This is a genomic window from Serratia sp. NCCP-200, assembly GCF_059697885.1.
Map to the genome: position 1 here is coordinate 1 of NZ_BAAKUJ010000019.1, position 575 is coordinate 575.

Here is a 575-nt window from a genome sequence, read left to right on the forward strand (position 1 = left end):
TAACCGTAGGGGAACCTGCGGTTGGATCACCTCCTTACCTAAAGATATGCAGTTGAGTGCAGTGTCCACACAGATTGTCTGATGAAAAGTAATGAGCAAACAAAACCTTGTGGTATAGGTAAGTGCCGGGAAATTTGTGGCTGTCTAGTGCAGTGACAAACAACAATGGCGCTCGATTTTTCACGAAAAATCTCACCTTTACCCGAAATTATCGAATCAGTGATTCGATAAGCAAATTTCGGGTCCCCATCGTCTAGAGGCCTAGGACACTGCCCTTTCACGGCTGTAACAGGGGTTCGAATCCCCTTGGGGACGCCATCCGATAATGAGTGAAAGACATTATCACCGGTCATGCGTGACTGATTATCTTAAAGATGACTCTTGCGAGTCGTGTTTAAGATATTGCTCTTTAACAATCTGGAACAAGCTGAAAATTGAAACATGACAGCTGAAACTTATCCCTCCGTAGAAGTATTGGGGTAAGGATTAACCTGTCATAGAGTCTCTCAAATAAACAGCACGACAGTGTCTCTGTTTACAGAAACACCTTCGGGTTGTGAGGTTAAGTGACTAAG

1 tRNA gene is annotated in these 575 nt (G+C 44.0%); it reads left to right on the top strand.

Going from position 1 to position 575, the window contains the following annotated elements:
• The first annotated feature begins 242 nt into the window (after window positions 1–242).
• A tRNA-Glu gene (locus tag AC6HVW_RS25020) sits at window positions 243–318 on the top strand.
• Window positions 319–575 lie beyond the last annotated feature (257 nt).